Origin of the sequence: uncultured Gilvimarinus sp. (assembly GCF_963972205.1) — a bacterium.
Taxonomy (GTDB): Bacteria; Pseudomonadota; Gammaproteobacteria; order Pseudomonadales; family Cellvibrionaceae; genus Gilvimarinus; species Gilvimarinus japonicus.
Genome location: NZ_CAXAUC010000004.1, coordinates 105,948 through 118,823, shown reverse-complemented (window position 1 = coordinate 118,823; position 12,876 = coordinate 105,948). Strand labels below are relative to the sequence as shown.

Here is a 12,876-nt window from a genome sequence, read left to right as displayed (position 1 = left end):
CCCCGTAAACGTTAGACTTGGCGGGCAATACGATAATGACGACGCAAACCATCAAATAACATCGCCAATAAAGGCCAACAGCAAGCACTGGCTACGGCCGGCAATAGAAAACCAAATCCGTCCATTGCTCGCCCACCCAGAGCTTGCACCCAATAGGCCAGCAGCTGGGCGCAGGCGACCAACAACAACACCCAAAGTGACTCTTGCCAGCGGGCAAAGTGACGTACCCGACGATAACTACGCAGACACAAATAGCCCACTACCGTCAGCATCAATGGGTGCTGCCCCAACGGAGAACCCACGGTAACGTCCAGCAATACGCCCAAAACGACTAGCAGCGCCATGCTGCTACTCTGGGGCAAAATGTAGATCCAGTAAATGGTCACCAACAGCACAAACTGAGGGCGAAAAATCCTATATTCCAGTGCCAGCGGGTAAACGTCGAGCAAGATGGCGACGAACAACGTCAGCAACACTAAAACATAAACGGGAAAACGATCGGGCCACATACCGGGTCAATCGACCTGAGGTGCGTCAAACACCAGCAAAACATTACGCGCACGATCCATCTGCGCCATGGGGCGGGCGGTAATTTGCGCAAACGGCTGGCCGGGGTCGCGCTCGATGTTCTCGACTACAGCCACCGGGTAGCCCGCGGGAAAGCGCTGCCCTAAACCCGAACTCACCAGCAAATCACCCACTCGGATGTCCGTGGTATTAGAGACGTGGCGCAGCGTCAAGCTGTCGAGCGAGCCCGTGCCCTCGGCAATGGTACGGATGCCATTGCGATTGATTTGCACCGGCAGTGCATGAGAGGGGTCGGTTAGCAGCAGCACCCGAGCGCTATCTGCGCCAACTTCGATCACTTGCCCCATCAGCCCTTTCGCGTCCAGCACCGGCTGGCCAACGTAGACACCGTCATCACTGCCACGATTGAGCACCAGTGTGTGACTAAGCGGATTGGGAGAGACGCCGATTAACTCGGCCACTAAAACATCGTCTTCGAGAATCTCGGTGGCATTAAGCAATTGCCGCAAACGCACATTCTCGGCCGCCAGCGCCGCCATTTGTTGCAGCTTACGCTGATGAATCAACAACTCAGACGCGAGCCGGTCTTTCTCTTGCACGAGCTCAGCGCGCGAGACGAACGTCTCATCGCTCCACTCGCCGATCCGACGGGGAATATCGGTAATTTGATAGAAGGGTTTGGCAAGAGTGCTTAGCTCACGCCGCGCAGGGTCGAGCCAGTCGGTATAAAGGCTAATTAACACCAGCGCTAAAGCCACTAAGCCAAAAAAGGCAAAGCGAAAGCTGACAGCAGGGCCTTTTGTGAACAGTGTTTTAATGGCGGCATCTCCCGACGTAACGCACTATGCCGTTTTAAGCGCGACCGGCTGTCAAAGTTGCAACAAGCCGCGCGACCAATGTTTAACTAAAATTACGAAGACAACAAATCAATATTGCGTTTGTCATTCATCTCCATCGCCAATCCACCACCGCGAGCAACACAGGTAAGAGGATCTTCAGCAACCACAAATGGCAGACCCGTCTCGTTGGCTAACAAGCGATCAATGTCGCGCAGCAAAGCGCCACCACCGGTTAACACTACGCCGCTCTCGGCAATATCGGAGGCCAACTCAGGAGGGGATTGCTCGAGCGCGCTCTTAACCGACTGCACAATACCGGCCAACGGCTCTTGCAGCGCCTCTAAAATTTCATCGCTATTTAAGGTAAAGCTGCGAGGCACCCCTTCGGCCAGGTTGCGGCCGCGCACATCGATCTCGCGCACTTCGCTGCTGGCGTAGGCACAACCAATCTCTTGCTTGATCCGCTCGGCCGTGGCATCGCCAATAATACTGCCATAGTGACGGCGCACATAGTTCACAATCGCCTCGTCAAAACGGTCACCACCAATACGCACCGAGTCGGAGTACACCACACCGTTAAGCGAGATAACGGCAATTTCAGTCGTACCGCCACCAATGTCGACCACCATCGAACCGTTGGCTTCGGCAACTTTTAAGCCCGCACCAATTGCGGCGGCCATCGGCTCTTCAATTAAACGAACCTCCAGTGCACCAGCACCTAGCGCCGATTCGCGAATCGCGCGTTTCTCTACCTCTGTGGACAAACAAGGTACACTAATCAGTACCCGCGGGCTCGGCGCAAACCAGCTGTTCTCGTGCACTTTGCGAATAAAATGCTGAAGCATTTTCTCGGTCACCTGAAAGTCGGCAATCACGCCGTCTTTTAACGGGCGAATCGCGGTAATGTTGCCCGGCGTACGGCCCAGCATACGCTTTGCCTCCATGCCCACCGCCTCGACAATTTTTTGCCCATTGTGGTGGCGAATAGCAACCACTGATGGCTCGTCGAGCACAATGCCTCGCCCGCGCACATAAATCAGGGTGTTAGCTGTACCTAAATCGATAGAGAGGTCATTGGAGAAAGCGCCGCGAAGATATTTAAACATGAGTGTTGATGGCCTTAAGATACTGGTAGTGCCAACTCGCCCCAAGGCAGGCGAGCCGGGCTCTGTTTGCTATAAACGGACTAATGCAAACGGCGGCGTAGACGCTGCCGCGCCCGCCGAAAACATTCAACGAGTCCCAAAAATGCTGTGCTTAATAGCCCTTGCCGCCGACATTTGCACAATCGGCTTACCACTGACTCAGCGACAACTGCGAGAGCCACTAACCACAGACCCCTTGGGGGATGCTGGCACTCTATCAACGGCGGGGATTTAGGGCAAGGCACAAATGTGATAACTTTACCGCCTTTTAGGGCAAAGTCGGTATTTTTTTCAGTAATGATGGCCGCAATCGACCTTTTACCCGTAAAATTACCCAACTTAGACGATTAGTACGCCCGCGCCCGCCGCATTTGTCGGCACCTGCGCACCAGACGGAGCACGCCCATGGCTGTAAACAAAAGCGACATCGAGAAACTCGCCGAATTGTCGCGCATCGATATTTCAGACGAGGCCGCCGCCAACGTGGCGCAAAGCATCTCCGAGGTGCTAGAGCTTGTCGATCAACTGCAAGCGGCCGATACCAGTGGCGTTAGCCCAATGGCCCACCCGTTAGACGCCGTACAGCGTTTGCGTCGTGACGAGGTGACCGAGCCAAATCAACGCGAAAGCCTACAAGCTATGGCACCAGCCACTGAAGATGGCCTGTACTTAGTGCCGCGAGTGATTGAATAACCGCACCGTTGCGAGACCGCCCCAACCCACGTGCGAGCGCTATTGCGCCACCGGCAAGTTACTCCAAAGGACAGATTCCATGCACACCAAAACCATTGCCCAGCTCGGCAAAGCGCTGCGCAGTAAAGAGATTTCCAGTGTCGAGCTAACCCAGCATTACCTAGATCGTATTGCCGCACTCGATGCAAACTACAACAGCTACATTACCGTGACCCCAGAGCAAGCGCTCGCCCAAGCACAGGCCGCTGACGCACGTTTGGCCGAGGGCGACAGCTCGCCGCTGTGCGGTATCCCCATTGCCCATAAAGATATTTTTTGCACGCAAGGGGTGCGCACCAGCTGCGGCTCTAAGATGCTCGATACCTTTATCGCACCTTACGATGCCACCATTGTCGAGAACTATTTAAAAGCCGGCGCGGTAATGCTGGGCAAGACCAATATGGACGAGTTCGCCATGGGCTCTTCCAACGAGACCAGTTACTACGGCCCGGTTAAAAACCCCTGGAACACCAACTGCGTGCCCGGCGGCTCGTCTGGCGGCTCTGCCGCTGCAGTAGCCGCGCTGCTTGCGCCCGGCGCCACCGCTAGCGACACCGGCGGCTCGATTCGCCAGCCTGCCGCCCTGTGCGGCCTTACCGGCATCAAGCCAACTTACGGCCGGGTGTCGCGCTGGGGCATGATTGCGTTTGCCTCCAGCCTCGACCAAGCCGGCACTTTAACGCGCAACGCCGAAGACGCCGCCCTGATGCTAAACGTTATGGCGAGCTTTGACGACAAAGACTCCACCTGCGTCGATCAACCACTAGAAGATTACACGGCAAACCTCGGCGACTCACTGGCCGGGCTAACGATTGGCATCCCAGAGGAGTACTTTGGCGAAGGCCTTCACCCAGACACGGCCAGGGCCGTCCAAGAGGCGATCAAAACCTATGAGTCGCTCGGCGCTAAAACCCGCTCAATTAGCTTGCCACACACACATCTAGCGGTGCCCGCTTACTACGTTATTGCGCCCGCAGAGTGCTCAGCCAACTTATCGCGTTTTGATGGTGTACGCTACGGCCACCGCTGCGACGCCCCAAAAGATCTCGCCGATCTTTATAAACGCTCGCGCAGCGAAGGCTTTGGGGATGAAGTAAAACGCCGTATCTTAGTAGGTACCTACGCGTTAAGTGCCGGTTATTACGATGCGTATTACAACAAAGCACAACAAGTGCGTCGCCTGATCAAACAGGACTTTGTCGAGGCCTTTGCCGATGTCGACGTTATCCTTGGCCCCACCTCGCCGTCACCAGCGTTTGAATTTGGCGCCAAAACCCAAGACCCAGTCGCCATGTATTTAGAGGATATTTACACCATCGCCACCAACTTAGCCGGATTGCCCGGGCTATCTATCCCCTGCGGTTTAGTCGACGGCAAGCCGGTTGGCCTGCAGTTAATCGGCAACTACTTTGCCGAGGGCAAGCTCCTGAATGTCGCACATCAATTTCAGCTCGCGACTGACTTTCACCAGCAGTTGGCACCGGCCACCGCCTAAGAGGACGACACGATGGAATGGGAAATTGTAATCGGGCTTGAGATTCACGTTCAGCTCGCCACCCAGTCAAAAATATTCTCCGGCGCCAGCACCGCCTTTGGTGCCGCCGCCAACACACAGGCCTGCGCGATTGATTTAGCCATGCCCGGCACCCTGCCAGTCGCTAACGAAGAGGCGTTTCGCTTTGCCATTATGTTTGGCCTGGCAATGAATTCCGACATCGGCAAGCGCTCGGTATTTGAGCGTAAAAACTACTTTTACCCCGATCTGCCCAAAGGCTACCAAACCACGCAGCTGGAAGAGCCCATTGTCGGCCCTGGGGTCACCAATATCGAACTGGCAGACGGCCGCCAACGGGCCGTGCGTTTGCACCACGCCCACCTAGAGGAAGATGCCGGCAAGTCACTCCACGAAGATTACCAAGGCATGAGCGGTATCGACCTAAACCGCGCCGGCACGCCACTGATCGAGATCGTTTCGGAGCCCGATATGCGCTCAGCCGAAGAGGCTGTAGCCTACCTGAAAAAAATCCACTCGATTATTACCTACCTGGGCATATCGGACGGTGAAATGTCGCAGGGCTCCATGCGCTGCGATGCGAACGTCTCAGTGCGCTTGAAAGGTGAAGAGAAGCTCGGCAACCGCTGCGAGATCAAAAACATCAACTCATTTAAATTTGTCGAGAAGGCTATCAATGTTGAGGCCGAACGGCAGATCGAGATCATCGAAGACGGCGGCAAGATCCCTCAGGAAACCCGCCTGTACGACGCCGACAAGAATGAAACGCGCCCTATGCGCAGCAAAGAAGTCGCCAACGACTACCGCTACTTCCCCTGCCCGGATCTACTGCCGGTTATTTTAGATGACGAATATATCGACACCATCAAGCGCACCTTGCCAGAACTACCCGACGCCAAGCGCGATCGCTTTGTTAGTGAGTACGATTTATCGTCATACGATGCCAATGTATTAACCAGCGACCGCCGCACCGCCGAGTTTTTTGAAATTGTGGCAAAAACCTCGGGTGAGCCAAAGCTCGCAGCCAACTGGGTAACGGTAGACTTAGCAGGTTACCTCAACAAATCTGACGCCTCGCTAAGCGAGTGCCCGTTTACCGCAGAGCAATTAGCCGGGCTGATCGTCCGCATCAAAGATGGCACCATTTCTGGAAAAATCGCCAAGCAAGTATTTGAAGGCATGTGCAATGGCGAAGGCGATGCCGACAGTATTATTGAGTCGCGCGGACTTAAACAAGTCAGCGATACCGGCGCCCTAGAAAAAATGGTTGACGAGGTAATCGCCAACAACCAAACGCAAGTGCAAAACTACGTCAATGCCGATGACGCCAAACGCCCTAAAATGCTGGGCTTTTTTGTTGGTCAAATCATGAAGGCCAGTAAAGGTCAGGCCAACCCGCAAGCGGTAAACGAAATCCTACTTAAAAAGTTGAACGAGCAATGACACTAAAAAAAGACAAGCAAAAAGTTTTAGGGGAAGTTTTTGATAACGAACGCATCGAAGGCTTTTTACAATACCCGGCCCCCGAAGGCATCAGCCGCGACTTCCACTTGCTGGAAAAGGCCTACCGAGGCATGCGTGAAGAAAACTTTGAAACATTCCTGACCTTTTTTAAGCAGGCCGGTTACGATCTAAACGCCAAAGGCCCTAACGATAGGACCTTTTTACAAACCATTAAAAGCCACCGGTTGTCGGATGACTATATTGCGGCGCTTGAGCAAGCCGGGGCCCACTAGCCCAAACGTATGAAGGGCAACCCTGTCAGCGCACTTAACCATCTAAGCCAGGGGGCACGACTACTCGCCAGCCCCGGGCTTAAGCGGTTTATTATTGTGCCGCTCTTGGCCAACGTGGTGGTATTTGTCTTTACCACCTTGGCACTCATTCACCTGTTTAGTGATTTTTTGACGCTTCTGATGGGTTGGTTGCCCGGCTGGCTCGAATTTTTAGCGTGGTTACTGTGGGCAATTTTTGCCTTTGCCGTACTATTTATTTATGGCTACAGCTTTAACGTCATTACCAATTTAATAGCCGCCCCCTTTTACGGTATTTTAGCCGAAAAAATCGAGCAAAAACTGACCGGCATCAAGCCGCCAGAAGAGAGCTGGGGCAAGCTTATACCCCGCACCCTTGGTCGCGAGCTGGTTAAGATTTGGTATTTTATAACCCGTGGTCTGCTTATTTTATTGCTGGTGTTGCTCAGCTGGTTTATTCCCGGCCTGAACCTTGTAGTACTGCTTATTGGTGCACTGTGGTCGGCGTGGTGCATGGCCGTCCAGTATATTGATTACCCCGCCGACAACCACCAGACAACCTTCGTTCGCATGCGCCACCTGCTGGGCCGTGCACCACTGACAAGTTACCCCTTTGGCGGCATGATTATGCTCGCCAGCATGTTCCCAATCATTAATATTTTTGCCATGCCCATCGCAGTAGCAGGGGCAACGGTGTATTGGGTGGAATCTCTTAGGCACATAAACGTCGCCGACTAAAATGCCAAGCGCCGCCAGCGCATCAATCGCGAAAATTAGTAAATTGCAGTGGCAATTCGATATCAGACGACTTCAAAAAGGCGATAACCCCCTGTAAATCATCGCGCTTTTTACCGGTAACCCGCAGCTGATCACCCTGTATTTGCGCTTGCACTTTAAGCTTTTGCTCTTTAATCATTTTGACGATTTTTTTGGCAAGCTCGGTCTCTACGCCAGTGCGCACCACCACATCTTGAATGGACTTTTTACCGCTGGCCCGCGGAGGCTTCATCTCAAGACAGGCAATATCAATCTTATTTTTTAGCAATGCACTTTGCAGCATATCGCGCATTTGTTGCAGCTGGAACTCGGCCTCGGCCGTCATAGTAACAACATAGTCTTTTAACTCGAAGTCGGCATCGACTCCTTTAAAATCATAGCGCGTTACAATCACTCGCTTTACTTGATCGACCGCATTGGTCAAATCGTGCTTTTCTACTTCCGAAACCACATCAAACGAAGGCATGCTTTTTCCTCAAATCAATAGCGTTACGACGGCTGCGGCAAACACCCAGAGCAAAAGTGCGCGGGAGAACATACTCGCAGTGGACTCGACCAAGTGCAGCGAATAACTCGGCTCGATACGCGCTGCAGGCTGGAACCGACGCGAGTCACCAGATTTAGCCCACTCACCCTCTTCGCCCATAGCCCCGAGCAGCACCGACACCAAAAATACCGGTGTTAAGGTGTGCAATGATAACCACAAGTGGCGCCAGCGCACCATACAAAGGTCAAAATGCCCAACCAGGGCCCAGCTTAAACCCAATAAACGCGCCGCGGGCCACTCAATTAACGTCACCGCGCGCGCTACAACAGCCGCGCGTTTATCATTAACCTTTAGCAAGTGCACCCACAACAACACACTCAGACGGTAGGCCAGTGCCCCTGGCGCACCGGCCACTACAAACCAAAAAATAACCGCAAACATTCGCTCAAAGCCACGATAGGTAAACACCCGCAACGCCTCACGATTAAGAGCCGTCCAATCACCATTGTTACGGCCACCACGTAAATCCGGGTCGAGATTCATACCATCCAAGACATTCACGGCTTTGACCGAATCCCCCGTATGGGCGGCCTCGACATAAGTGTGCACCGCCCCAGAGAAATCCCCACGCCCTAAGCTGTACAGCAACACCGGAATATTCAGAACAATGAGCCAGCCGGCAGGCAGCCAAACAATAACGGCAAGAACGACCGCCAGCAGCACAACAACTGGCACAGCGACGGCGACGGCGCATAACCAGGGGGCACTTTGCGCACGAGTGTTTGCGTTGAGTAATTGCCACCCACTAAAAAACCATTGATCCCGGTGCAAGGGCTTACCCGACCCCCACCACTGCACCAGCAATAGCACTATCACCAAACTTATTAATGTCACGGGCAGACCTGCTTTAGTTGGATGTTATCTGTGAGTAATATTTGCTCCAATCAAACGCTTCGCCTGGGTCGGTTTTCCGTCCGGGCGCAATATCGCAATGGCCAGCAATCCGCTCAGGGCTAAGTGCCGGAAAGTAAGCCAATAATGTATCTGTCAGACGCGCCAACACCCAATACTGCTCTTCGGTGTAAGCCAGCGTGTCGGTCCCCTCCAGCTCGACGCCAACGCTGTAATCATTGCACTCTGTAACCCCGGCAAAGCACGAACGGCCCGCATGCCAGGCGCGATCGTTAAAAGAGACAAACTGCACCAATTCCCCGGTGCGGGTAATCAACACATGAGATGAGACTTGCATCGAGGCTATGCTCGAGAAATACGGATGCGCATCCGGATCGAGCCGATTGGTAAAAAACTTCTCGACCCAACCATTGCCAAATTCACCAGGGGGCAGGCTAATATTGTGGACCACCAGCAAACTTACCTCAGCGCCCTCTGGCCGCGGACCATAATTAGGCGAGCAGCAGTGCCGCGCTGGTGTCATCCAGCCGGATTCATCAATGCTAATGGTCTGTGGAGTATGCAACAAAACGACGACTCTATCGGCCCCTAAAGCGCTCCAGTATAATCAATGCGCGCCCCAGATACGACAACGGCAAGCCTAGGCTTGCCGTTGCTTGGATCAATGCAAGGGCTTACCCCCCTCGCTTACCTCGCGGTTGGCGCAGGCTACCAATCACCGACTCCAGCGCCCGATCAAACAACATGCCGTCATCCAGCACACGAATACGGCCCTCTTTTAATGCGCGGGCTAAACCGGGCTTGTCTTCCTCGGCGACCTTCATTCCGGTGCGATTCACAAAAATATATTTACCGGTAGGCTTAATGATCGCCGCCAAGCGACAACGGTAGGTCTCGCCGGCCGCTGAAGACATCTCAAACCAACTTCCCTGAGTTAAGTTTGACACCAACGCCAAGTGCTGACCATCAATATCGTCCTCTTCAGTTCGCTCGCCAAGCTCTTCATTTGCGACGTCCGAACTAGCCGCACCGACCTCAAGGCCAGCCTGACCAACCACCGCAGGCGCTTCAATGTCTGCAACGGGTGACTCTGGCACCACAGCCTCAGCCTCCGACATAGAAGACGCTGGAACAGCGGGGGCTTCGACCAAAGGCACTGGGGCCTCTGCCTTAACCTTACTCCGCAAAATATCTAAATGGAGTTTTTCCAGTGCTTTAAACAGCTGCCCCATCTGATAGGGGTTAAACGCAATATCTTCCAGTCCGCCACGCAGCTGCGCTAATAGCCGCGGCACCAACTTCAGAAGCTTTTGACGGTTATCGCCAGTCATAGGCGCCGTCGCACTCCACACCAACTCGCGGCCGGCTTGAAGCTGCTGAGCAAAGGTTTCGCTGTCGGGGCCCTGTTTTAAGCAGGTAATAAACAGTACGTTAGACCAAGCACTAGCCAGCAGTTCGGCGGCGGCACTCGGCAACTCGACGCCTGCGGTAATCTCCTCGAGTGCTGCGTCAACCTCGGCGCGCGCGCGCTGCGATTTAGCTTTGCCGTCTTCCGCATCGATAGTGCGCTGCTCAAGGATTTTTGCCCGTCGCTTGTCTTTTTCTTGAAATGCACGAAACTCCAGCAATAAGGCATCGAAAATTGCGACATCTTTACTAAAATCGCTCAGCACCTTGCCTACCGTCTGGTCAATCTGACGATACAGCATATCTTTGCCGCGATTTTCTTCGCCGCTGTCCTGCCAACCCAACGCCGCTGTCGCCATCTCATTCAGCAGGCGCCGCGCCGGATGACCACCCTTACCAAAAAACGATTTATCGGCAATGGCGACTTTAATCATGGGGATCTGCAGCCGAGCCAACAACGCCTTCATAGGCGAAGCCAGACTGCGATCATCCAAGATAAACTCAAACATCATACTGACAAGGTTAATCACATCCTCATCAATATCGTTAATTTGTCGCTCCCCGGCACCGCCGCGAGCCAGCAAATGACCCACTTGCGACTTAATATCCTCGGCACTGACGGTATGCGCCCGCTCAGTTTGCGGCGCCGAGCGCTGCTGCGCCAAGGTTAAAATACTCAACAAATCTTGCGATGAGAGGCTCGGCCCCACAGCTGCAGCGGCATGCGTTTGAGCGGCGCCGGCCCCCTGCGCCTTTAATAGCTCACGCAGTGTACCGAGTAATTGCTCGGCATTTTCATCGGCCACCGGAGATTCATTGCCACTGGCCTCATGGGTTTCTGATTGCGCCGTCCGCCGGCTAGCCGTCGGTTTCACACCTCGTGCACCTACACCACCGCGCAGTGAAGGCAATATATTAGCTTCGATTAAGTGCTGATTGAGCTGATCATACAACTCACCCAACTGACACATCACCGCACGATCAAACAACTTAAGCAGCACTAGACGTGCCTTAACATCGATATCAATATCGCCCGAGGCTTCAATAAAAGCGGCACACACCGCGTCACAGCCAACCGGATTGTTCTTTTGGTACACCTTAATAGGAACAAGATGATCGATACGCAAGGTCAGATGCTGAACACGCTCGGCAAACTGCTCATTGGCACGGTTGACCATCGTCTCACTGGCCACCATCTCCTCTAGCTCCTCGTTCCCAACCAGAGAAAGGTTGTCGAGGCTCGCGGGAGCCTCTTCAGCCGAGGCCTCGGGAAAAGCACCTGAATCCATAAGACGCGCGAAGTTAACGTCAATATGCTGAAAAAAGGCCGATTCGGTATCTTTGCGGTGCAAGCGAACCTGGCGCATTGAATCAAAATAAAGGTTTTGCTCGTGATTATTGGTCGCCTGATCAGCCAGCTCAAACAGCGCGTCATCGGCTTTATCAAATAAGCTTCGCAGCAGTCCCTGCAACGTCTGTCGCGCTTTTTCGCGCAGCAGGTGCATAGCCGCCGGCATACGCGCCAACACAGCTTGAGGCTCTCGTCCCTGGGTTGCTTTTACATCACGCTCGGTCCTGAGCGACACAACATTTTCATGGTTAGACGATTCGGACATGATTGAAAACCCATAAGGGGGAACTCTGAGCTTCTATTATATGCTCGCGGACACAAACTCCAAATTGCAAACGCCGGTAATGCGCTGTCTATCACATTTAAGGATAAAAACACCCGGCAACTATAACTTTATCGGCTCAACCAAAAGAAACATGAGTTTTTAGTTATAACGACTGGCGCGCAAAGTGTCTTCAGGCCGATAGGCGACAAATCGACCACAACCAGCGTCAATTCACATACAATAACGGACTTTACCCGCACAGGACTTTGATATGCTCGCCCAATACGCCGACAACATTCCCTCTCTGCGTCGTGACATCATTAAAAACGTCACCGCAGCTCTTGAAGAAGACGTCGGCAGCGGCGATATTACCGCCCTACTAATACCCGCCGAACAAACCGCTCGTGCCCACGTTATAACCCGGGAAGACTGTACCTTTTGCGGCAAAGCCTGGGTAGAGGAGACCTTCCGTCAGCTAGACCCCGACGTAAAGATCACCTGGCACATCGAAGACGGCGAACAAGCCGCCGCCAACAGCACCCTATTTGAGCTGGAGGGCCCCGCACGCTGCCTCCTCACCGGCGAGCGCACCGCTTTAAACTTTGTACAATTGCTCTCAGGCGTCGCCACCACTGCCCGCGAATACGCCGACTTGGTGAAGGGTTTACCCATCAAAATCCTAGATACCCGCAAAACCATACCGGGCCTGCGCAGCGCACAAAAATACGCCGTCTCCTGCGGCGGTTGCCACAACCACCGTATCGGCTTGTTTGATGCTTTCTTGATAAAAGAAAACCACATAGCCGCCGCTGGCAGCATCAAAGCCGCCGTAGCCAAAGCCCGCGAGATCGCCCCGGAAAAACCTTTAGAAGTAGAAGTAGAAACCCTCACCGAGCTGAATGAAGCACTGGCCAGCGGCGCGGATATTATTATGCTGGATGAGATGGATTTAACGGAGGTCAATCAGCACTTAGATAGCGCAACCGTTACGGCATCACTTGAGCTATCGGGTGGTGTAGATATTGCGCAAATTAACGCACAAAAAGTGTTATTTAAAAATATCAGCCGGATTTCGGTGGGAGCGTTAACCAAACACTGTCGGGCGGTGGATTTGTCGATGCGGGTTCTGTAAAGACGCAACAACTTTTTTATCTTACTGGCTTCAC

General features: G+C 53.5%; 14 protein-coding genes. 7 read left to right on the top strand and 7 right to left on the bottom strand.

Annotated features, from left to right (window positions below):
* Window positions 1-11: 11 nt before the first annotated feature.
* The 3 genes from mreD to AACY82_RS08925 form a co-directional block, all read right to left on the bottom strand.
* The gene (gene mreD, locus AACY82_RS08935) at window positions 12-509 is read right to left on the bottom strand and encodes a rod shape-determining protein MreD (RefSeq protein WP_339616451.1); all 498 of its coding nucleotides are present in this window, start codon (window positions 507-509) and stop codon (window positions 12-14) included.
* 6 nt (window positions 510-515) lie between these two features.
* On the bottom strand, window positions 516-1,337 hold the full coding sequence (mreC, locus tag AACY82_RS08930; protein ID WP_339616581.1) for a rod shape-determining protein MreC: 822 nt from the start codon (window positions 1,335-1,337) through the stop codon (window positions 516-518).
* 101 nt (window positions 1,338-1,438) lie between these two features.
* On the bottom strand, window positions 1,439-2,473 hold the full coding sequence (locus AACY82_RS08925; RefSeq protein WP_339616450.1) for a rod shape-determining protein: 1,035 nt from the start codon (window positions 2,471-2,473) through the stop codon (window positions 1,439-1,441).
* On the opposite strand from AACY82_RS08925, the gene AACY82_RS08920 reads away from it, so the two are divergent.
* From AACY82_RS08920 to cysZ, 6 genes are all read left to right on the top strand, one after another.
* Window positions 2,472-2,747 carry a hypothetical protein gene (locus AACY82_RS08920; protein WP_339616449.1) on the top strand — a complete coding sequence of 92 codons (276 nt, stop codon included), beginning with the start codon at window positions 2,472-2,474 and terminating at the stop codon, window positions 2,745-2,747. The genes AACY82_RS08925 and AACY82_RS08920 overlap by 2 nt on opposite strands.
* A 170-nt stretch (window positions 2,748-2,917) precedes the next feature.
* Window positions 2,918-3,205 (top strand): Asp-tRNA(Asn)/Glu-tRNA(Gln) amidotransferase subunit GatC, encoded by a 288-nt coding sequence (gene gatC / locus AACY82_RS08915; protein ID WP_339616448.1) that lies wholly within the window; start codon window positions 2,918-2,920, stop codon window positions 3,203-3,205.
* Window positions 3,206-3,284: 79 nt separating this feature from the next.
* Entirely contained in the window at window positions 3,285-4,739 is a 1,455-nt protein-coding gene (gene gatA, locus AACY82_RS08910; protein WP_339616447.1) for an Asp-tRNA(Asn)/Glu-tRNA(Gln) amidotransferase subunit GatA, read from the top strand.
* A gap of 12 nt (window positions 4,740-4,751) precedes the next feature.
* Window positions 4,752-6,200 carry an Asp-tRNA(Asn)/Glu-tRNA(Gln) amidotransferase subunit GatB gene (gatB, locus tag AACY82_RS08905; protein WP_339616446.1) on the top strand — a complete coding sequence of 483 codons (1,449 nt, stop codon included), beginning with the start codon at window positions 4,752-4,754 and terminating at the stop codon, window positions 6,198-6,200.
* On the top strand, window positions 6,197-6,493 hold the full coding sequence (locus AACY82_RS08900; protein ID WP_339616445.1) for a PA4642 family protein: 297 nt from the start codon (window positions 6,197-6,199) through the stop codon (window positions 6,491-6,493). The genes gatB and AACY82_RS08900 overlap by 4 nt, the downstream gene beginning before the upstream one ends.
* Window positions 6,494-6,502: 9 nt before the next feature.
* Window positions 6,503-7,249 carry a sulfate transporter CysZ gene (cysZ, locus tag AACY82_RS08895; RefSeq protein WP_339616444.1) on the top strand — a complete coding sequence of 249 codons (747 nt, stop codon included), beginning with the start codon at window positions 6,503-6,505 and terminating at the stop codon, window positions 7,247-7,249.
* 22 nt (window positions 7,250-7,271) lie between these two features.
* Here the strand turns inward: cysZ and AACY82_RS08890 are convergent, their stop codons facing one another.
* From AACY82_RS08890 to AACY82_RS08875, 4 genes are all read right to left on the bottom strand, one after another.
* Window positions 7,272-7,754, bottom strand: coding sequence for a YajQ family cyclic di-GMP-binding protein (locus tag AACY82_RS08890; protein ID WP_339616443.1), 483 nt, complete (start codon window positions 7,752-7,754; stop codon window positions 7,272-7,274).
* A 9-nt stretch (window positions 7,755-7,763) separates the two neighbouring features.
* Complete coding sequence (ampE, locus tag AACY82_RS08885) at window positions 7,764-8,669, bottom strand: regulatory signaling modulator protein AmpE (protein WP_339616442.1); 906 nt, start codon at window positions 8,667-8,669, stop codon at window positions 7,764-7,766.
* A gap of 13 nt (window positions 8,670-8,682) precedes the next feature.
* Window positions 8,683-9,255 carry a 1,6-anhydro-N-acetylmuramyl-L-alanine amidase AmpD gene (ampD, locus tag AACY82_RS08880; RefSeq protein WP_339616441.1) on the bottom strand — a complete coding sequence of 191 codons (573 nt, stop codon included), beginning with the start codon at window positions 9,253-9,255 and terminating at the stop codon, window positions 8,683-8,685.
* Between the two features lie 106 nt (window positions 9,256-9,361).
* Complete coding sequence (locus tag AACY82_RS08875; protein WP_339616440.1) at window positions 9,362-11,710, bottom strand: DUF1631 domain-containing protein; 2,349 nt, start codon at window positions 11,708-11,710, stop codon at window positions 9,362-9,364.
* Window positions 11,711-11,981: 271 nt separating this feature from the next.
* Here AACY82_RS08875 and nadC point away from each other — a divergent pair, with 271 nt between their 5' ends.
* On the top strand, window positions 11,982-12,842 hold the full coding sequence (nadC, locus tag AACY82_RS08870) for a carboxylating nicotinate-nucleotide diphosphorylase (protein ID WP_339616439.1): 861 nt from the start codon (window positions 11,982-11,984) through the stop codon (window positions 12,840-12,842).
* Window positions 12,843-12,876 lie beyond the last annotated feature (34 nt).